Here is a 6,631-nt window from a genome sequence, read left to right as displayed (position 1 = left end):
GGGTTGGTGGGGGGGGTGCCGTGAGGGGGTTCGGTGGGGCGGTTCGGTGAGGGGTTCGGTGGAGGGGCGGTGGGGGCGGCGGCGTGGTCCGGCCCCGCGTGGGTGTTGGGTCCCGCCCCGCGTGGCCGCGTAGTCAGGCTCTCGCGGGAGGGCCCGGGGGGGCGTGGACCGGTCTTCGTGGGGGGGTGGTGTGGTCCGGCTGGTCCGGCCCTGGGACGCCCACCACCCGCAGTGGCACACTGGCACGTCGAGCCCGGAGGGAGACCGGACACGTGCCCATGATCCGCAAGCTGCGCCGCATGGTCGGCCGTGCCAAGCGCCGCACGGTGGACCTCAGCCACCCCGCGCGCTCCCCGCTAGGCAGTGCCGTGGTGAACTGCGTCGTCTACCAGGACGGCAAGCGCCGCGCCGACGGTCCCGCGGACGTCTCGGCCGCCCAGGCCCTGGCCCGCGTACGCAAGGAGGGCGCGGGCTTCGTCTGGATCGGGCTGCACGAGCCCACCCCCGACGAACTCGCCGAGCTCGCCCAGCCGTTCGGCCTCCACCCGCTGGCCATCGAGGACGCCGTCCACGCCCACCAGCGCCCCAAGGTCGAGTCGTACGACGACATGCTGTTCGCCGTCTTCAAGTCCGTCTGCTACGTGGACCACGACGAGCTGACCTCCAGCAGCGAGGTCGTCGACACCGGCGAGATCATGGTCTTCACCGGCCGGGACTTCGTCATCACGGTCCGGCACGGCCGCCACGGCTCGCTCGGCCCGGTCCGCGAAGCCCTGGAGGCCGACCCCGAGCAGCTGGCCAAGGGCCCGTCGGCCGTGCTGCACGCGATCGCCGACCATGTCGTGGACGAGTACCTGACCGTCGCCGACGCCGTGCAGGCAGACATCGACGACGTGGAGTCCCAGGTCTTCGCGGCCCAGCCGGACCGCTCGGGCGGGCGGGCCGACGCCGGGCGGATCTACCAGCTCAAACGCGAACTCCTGGAACTGAAGCGCGCCGTCTCCCCGCTCAGCCGCCCCCTTCACATCCTCGCCACGCGCGCGAACACGCTGATCGATCCCGACATCCAGCCGTACTTCCGTGACGTCGCCGACCACCTGGCCAGCACGAGCGAGCACATAGCGTCCTTCGACGCCCTCCTCGACTCGATCCTCCAGGCCCACCTGGCCCAGGTCACGGTCGAGCAGAACGAGGACATGCGCAAGATCACGTCCTGGGCCGCGATCATCGCCGTACCCACCATGGTCTGCGGCGTCTACGGCATGAACTTCGAGCACATGCCCGGCCTCGACTCCCCCTACGGCTATCCCGTTCTCGTCATCGTCACCGTCCTCGCTTGCTTCCTGCTCCATCGAATGCTCCGCCGCAAAGGCTGGCTGTAACAACGAGCGAACGGGCCGACCCGCTACAGGCTTCCGGTGCGCCTACCGGTCCCTGCTACGGGTCCCCTACCAGTCCGGGCTACCGGTGCGGGCCACCGGTCCGGGCTGCTGGCCGCTGTCCCTCGGCTACGGCTACGGCTACGGCTGAAGCCTTCCACCAGCTGCGGGTCCGGCTGGCGGCTGCGGGCCAACCACCGGCTACAGGCCGACCAACGGCTGCGGGTCCAGCCGACAGCTGCGGCTGCATCCACCAACTGCAGGCCCGCATCTACCGGCGGCAGGAGGCACGAGCCCGCCCGCCACAGGGCGGCCTCCTCCCAGGGCTGCAGGACCGCCCTCCCTCAAGCCCTCCCGACGTCACCCCCTCACGGTCGCCATCGCGGGTCGCGCCCCAGTGCGCCGAGGAGGCGGTCCTGTTCGGGTGCATGCGCCGGTACGGCCACGGGCTCGCCGAGTACACCCGCCTGCCGTGCCGTCGGGGCGAGGCCCTCGTACTCGAAGGCGAGCTCGGTGAGGACCACCGGCTCGATCGCGTACGCCTGGCCGGTCGCGCGGGCCAGGTCCCAGGCGTGCACGGCGAGATCGCCGAGCACCATGTGGCCGACGGTGCGGGCCGGGAACTTCATCGCCCCGGTCGTACCCTCGTCCGCTCCGGGCTCGCCCCAGGCCTCGACGAGCCGACGGGTCTCCTCGGCGAACCGCTCCCGCCAGTCGGCGCCCCTGCCGACCATGTCGGGCGTCTCCCCGAACTCCGAGTCCCGCTTCGCCGCGAGGGCCTGGAACTGCACGACCACCTGCGCGAGGTGGTTCACCAGGGCACGTACGTCGTACTCGGAACATGGCGTGCGCTGTCCGAGCTGCCCGTCCTCGATACCCCGGACCACGGCCACAGCCTGCACGCCTGCCGTGTCCAGGAGCTCGCTGATGCTCTTCGTCATGACCTGAACGTAGGCGCCGACCGGTACGTACGCCTTGAACAAACGCGACAGCCGACCCCTGGTTCCACCCCCGTCCTAGACTCCGTTCATGGCAGCGCCGCGCCGTGACACCAAGGGCATCGTCGATGCCGCCGAACTCTTCTCCCACGTGCGGTTCCGCCGTCGCGAGCCGGCCGAACCGCTGCGCCCCTATCTCGAGCACTACTGGCTGATCGACTGGGACCTGCCCGAGCCGTACGCCTCCCACGTCGTCCCCCACCCCTCCGTGAACGTCGTCTTCCAATTCCAGCGCTCCGAAGCCCCCGCCGGATCCGGCGACGTCGACGGGACCGACGGTCCTGACGGTCCCGACGGCCCAGGTGCCCCAGGTGCCCCAGGTGCCCCAGGAACGTCCCCCGCCGATGGCTTCGGCGAGGTCGCGGGCATCGGCCTCGAGCTGTTCACCAAGAAGCTCGAAGGCGTGGGCCGGGCCTGCGGAGTGCAGTTCCGCCCCGGCGGCTTCCGCCCGTTCGCCCCGGCACGCCCCGTGAGCGACTGGACGGGACGGCAGGTGCCGCTGGACGAGGTGTTCCCCGCCGGTGCCGCCGACGGTGCGGCACCGGCCGTACTCACCCCGGACGACGAGGACGCCCGCGTGGCGGCACTCGACGCCTTCCTGCTGTCGCTCGGACCACGGCCCGACCCACAGGCCGACCTCGCCATGGCCCTCGTCGACCACGTCCGCGCCGACCGCTCCATGCGCCGCGTCGATCAACTCGCCCGCACGGAAGGACTGTCGACGCGCAGCTTGCAGCGGCTCTTCTCCGCGTACGTCGGCGTCGGCCCCAAGTGGGTCATCCTCCGTTACCGCATCCACGACGCCCTGGACGTGGCCGCGTCCGGCACGGCTGTCGACTGGGCGGCCGTCGCAGCCGACCTGGGCTATGCCGACCAGGCCCATCTCGTACGGGACTTCACGACGACAGTCGGGGTACCGCCGACTGCCTATGCGGCCGGAGCCTGAGGGAGCGCCGACCAGAACCCCCCTGGGCACAAGGGAGTTCGCCCCGCCTAAGCCTCCGGAGCCGTCAGATACCGGTGCACGGTAGGACCCAGCCAGTCGATCACTTCCTCTCTGCTCATCTCGACGGCCGCCGGGAAGAGCAGCACGTACCGCGCGAGGGCCATGCCGAGGATCTGCGACGACACGAGCGCGGCACGGCGCGGCACCGACTCCTGATCCGGTGCGTACTGCGCGGCGACCGGGATCAGCTGGTCCTTGAAGATCTCCTGCATGCGCTCGGCACCCGAGGTGTTGGTCACGCCGACGCGGAGCAGTGCCGTCAGGATCTCGCTCTTCTCCCACAGGTCCAGGAAGTGTTCGACAAGGCCGACGCCGACCGGTCTCGGCGGGTGCACGAAATCCACGGTCATCGGCGCTTGCCGCTTCTCCGACCAGATGACGTCCGGCATGTGGAGGTCGATCTCGGCCGCTGCGGCGAAGAGTCCCTCCTTGTTGCCGTAGTAGCGCATCACCATCGACGGGTCGATGCCGGCGTCCCGCGCTATGGCACGGATCGTCGCGCGCTCGTATCCATCGGCCGCGAAGCGTTCGCGGGCGGCGGCGAGGATCGCGGCACGGGTGGCGTCGGAGCGGCGCGCGGGCCTATCCGAAGGCGCGCTCGCCTTCGCCCCTGCACGCCCGCTCGGTCGGGAGGACTGCGCGGTGTCGGACATGCCGCCAAGCGTATGCCAACAATCGTTGGCCCACAAGTGTTGACATTCGTCGGACGCGGATCTAAATTCGCCAACAAGCGTTGACCAACGGCCGTTGACCCATCGTGCGGCCGCCGTGGACGGCGTCGACAGACAGGCAGATCAGCAGATCAGGCAGACCGGCATGGGTATCGAGGAGGCCGCAATGAACGGCAGCACGAGCACCGGCGCACACACCGACACGAGCACTCACGCGAGCCCGCACCCGGACGCGGGCGCCCAGGCCTCGGTGATCGTGGTGGGCGCGGGCCCGACCGGCCTGCTGCTCGCCGGGGACCTGGCCGCCGCTGGCGTCCCCGTCACCGTCCTCGAGAAGCGCCCGGCCGATATCAGCAACCTCACCCGCGCCTTCGCCGTGCACGCCCGCACCTTGGAACAGCTGGACGCCAGAGGCCTCGCGGACGAGCTGGTCGAGCGGGGACAGCGGATCGAGAAGATCCGGCTGTTCGACGGCCTCGCGCTCGACCTCACCGGCCTGCGGTCCCGCTTCGCCTTCCTGCTCACCACCCCGCAGTACGAAGTGGAGAAGCTGCTCCGCCGCCGCGCCACGGAACACGGCGTCGCTTTCAGGCATGGCACAGAGGTGACCGGCCTGACCCAGGACGCCACGGGTGTCGACGTCGAGGTGAGGTTCGAGGACGGCACGGCCGGTTCGTTCCGCGCGGCCTATGCAGTCGGAACCGACGGCGTGCGCAGCGTCGTTCGTGAGGCGGTCGGCCAGTCCTTCCCCGGCAGGCCGGTCATCAGCTCGATCGTCCTGGCCGATGTCCAGCTGTCCGAGGGCCCCGATCTGACGGTCGCCGTGCGCGGCTCGAAGGACGCCTTCGCCTTCGTCATCCCGTTCGGCGACGGGTACTGGCGGGTGGGGGGCTGGAATCGCGACCGGGCCGACATCCCTGACTCCACACCCACGTCGCTCGACGAGCTGAAGGACATCACGCGGCGGGCCCTCGGCTCCGATCTCGGGATCCATGACGCCCGTTGGATCTCTCGCTTCCACAGCGACGAACGCCAGGTCCGGTCGTACCGCACGGGCAGGGTCTTCCTCGCCGGGGACGCCGCGCACACCCACAGCCCGGCAGGCGGGCAGGGCATGAACACCGGACTGCAGGACGCGGCCAACCTGTCGTGGAAGCTCGCCGCCGTCCTGCGCGGCCACGCCCCCGAGGCTCTGCTCGACTCCTACCAGGGCGAACGGCACCCCGTGGGCCGGGCGGTCCTGCGCAGCAGCGGCGCCATCATCCGCCTCGCCATGGCACACAACCGCCCGCAGTACGCGCTGCGTTCTCTGCTGACCACCGTGCTGAAGCGGGTGAGGACGGCGCGAGAGAAGGCGCTCGGCCAGATCACCGGCATCGGGTACGCCTACGCCGCACCGCGTGGAGCCCACCCGCTCGTCGGCCACCGCGCCCCGGACATGCAGCTGGCCGAGGGCCCGGCGGGCACGCGCCTGCACGAGGCCCTGCGCGCAGGCAAGTTCGTCCTCGTCACACCGGCGGACGGGGAGATCGAGGCGAAGGACGAGGAAGGCCGCGAGCTGCGGGCCACCCTCACCCACTGGGCCGGTCCGCGTCGCAGCTCGCTCCTGGTGCGCCCCGACGGCTATATCGCCTGGGCCGCCGAGCAAGCCCGCCCGGAGCAGATACGGGCCGCCCTACGGGAGTGGACGGGGGCGTAGAGGGCTCCCCGGACTCCCGGACCGGCGCCGCCACGGCCCGCCTATCCTGACCAGACCCGTCCCTGTCGTACATATGCACGAGGAGCACCGCCCATGGCTTCCGCCCCGATCGCCGTCGTCACCGGAGCCAGCAGCGGAATCGGCGCCGCCACCGCGCGCCGGCTGGCCGCCGCCGGTTACCGCGTGGTGCTCACCGCCCGCCGCAAGGACCGGATAGAGGCGGTGGCCGCCGAGATCAACGAGGCGGGCCACCAGGCCATGGCGTACGCGCTGGACGTCACGGACCGCGCGGCCGTGGACGAATTCGCGACGGCCTTCCGGGAGATCGCGGTGCTGGTGAACAACGCGGGCGGCGCGCTCGGCGCGGACCCGGTGGCGACGGGCGACCCGGCCGACTGGCGTCAGATGTACGAGGTCAACGTGATCGGCGTGCTCAACCTGACGCAGGCCCTGCTGCCCGCGCTGATCGCGAGTGGGGACGGCACGGTCGTCGTCCTCTCCTCCACCGCCGGCCACGCGACGTACGAGGGCGGGGGAGGGTATGTGGCCGCGAAGAACGGCGCGCGGGTGCTCGCGGAGACGCTGCGCCTCGAGATGGTCGGCCGGCCGGTGCGCGTCATCGAGATCGCGCCCGGCATGGTCAAGACCGAGGAGTTCGCCACGACCCGCTTCCGCGGGGACACGGAGAAGGCGGCGAAGGTGTACGAGGGCGTGGCCGAACCCCTGACCGCGGACGACGTCGCCGACACGGTCACGTGGGCGGTGACCCGTCCCCCGCACGTCAACGTCGACCTGCTCGTCGTCCGCCCCCGCGCGCAGGCCTCCAACACCAAGGTCCACAGAGAGAGTCGATGACCAGACGCCGGGACTCCGCGCCG

Annotated in this window: 6 protein-coding genes; 4 read left to right on the top strand and 2 right to left on the bottom strand. The window is 71.1% G+C overall.

Annotated features, from left to right (window positions below):
- Positions 1–278: 278 nt before the first annotated feature.
- Positions 279–1,382, top strand: a complete 1,104-nt coding sequence (locus RCO28_RS37850; RefSeq protein WP_308945932.1) for a magnesium and cobalt transport protein CorA — start codon at positions 279–281, stop codon at positions 1,380–1,382.
- Positions 1,383–1,747: 365 nt separating this feature from the next.
- Here the strand turns inward: RCO28_RS37850 and RCO28_RS37845 are convergent, their stop codons facing one another.
- Positions 1,748–2,320, bottom strand: coding sequence for a TIGR03086 family metal-binding protein (locus RCO28_RS37845; protein ID WP_308945931.1), 573 nt, complete (start codon positions 2,318–2,320; stop codon positions 1,748–1,750).
- 88 nt (positions 2,321–2,408) lie between these two features.
- Here RCO28_RS37845 and RCO28_RS37840 point away from each other — a divergent pair, with 88 nt between their 5' ends.
- The gene (locus RCO28_RS37840; RefSeq protein WP_308945930.1) at positions 2,409–3,323 is read left to right on the top strand and encodes a helix-turn-helix domain-containing protein; all 915 of its coding nucleotides are present in this window, start codon (positions 2,409–2,411) and stop codon (positions 3,321–3,323) included.
- Positions 3,324–3,370: 47 nt separating this feature from the next.
- Here the strand turns inward: RCO28_RS37840 and RCO28_RS37835 are convergent, their stop codons facing one another.
- Positions 3,371–4,036, bottom strand: coding sequence for a TetR family transcriptional regulator (locus RCO28_RS37835; protein ID WP_308945929.1), 666 nt, complete (start codon positions 4,034–4,036; stop codon positions 3,371–3,373).
- A 184-nt stretch (positions 4,037–4,220) separates the two neighbouring features.
- Here RCO28_RS37835 and RCO28_RS37830 point away from each other — a divergent pair, with 184 nt between their 5' ends.
- Together RCO28_RS37830 and RCO28_RS37825 are read left to right on the top strand one after the other, a co-directional pair.
- Complete coding sequence (locus tag RCO28_RS37830) at positions 4,221–5,753, top strand: FAD-dependent monooxygenase (protein WP_308945928.1); 1,533 nt, start codon at positions 4,221–4,223, stop codon at positions 5,751–5,753.
- Positions 5,754–5,846: 93 nt separating this feature from the next.
- Positions 5,847–6,608, top strand: coding sequence for an SDR family NAD(P)-dependent oxidoreductase (locus RCO28_RS37825; RefSeq protein WP_308945927.1), 762 nt, complete (start codon positions 5,847–5,849; stop codon positions 6,606–6,608).
- Positions 6,609–6,631 lie beyond the last annotated feature (23 nt).

Source organism: Streptomyces sp. LHD-70, assembly GCF_031157275.1.
Classification (GTDB): Bacteria; Actinomycetota; Actinomycetes; order Streptomycetales; family Streptomycetaceae; genus Streptomyces.
Note: the sequence above shows the minus strand (reverse complement) of the source record. Positions and strands in the feature narration are given on the sequence as shown.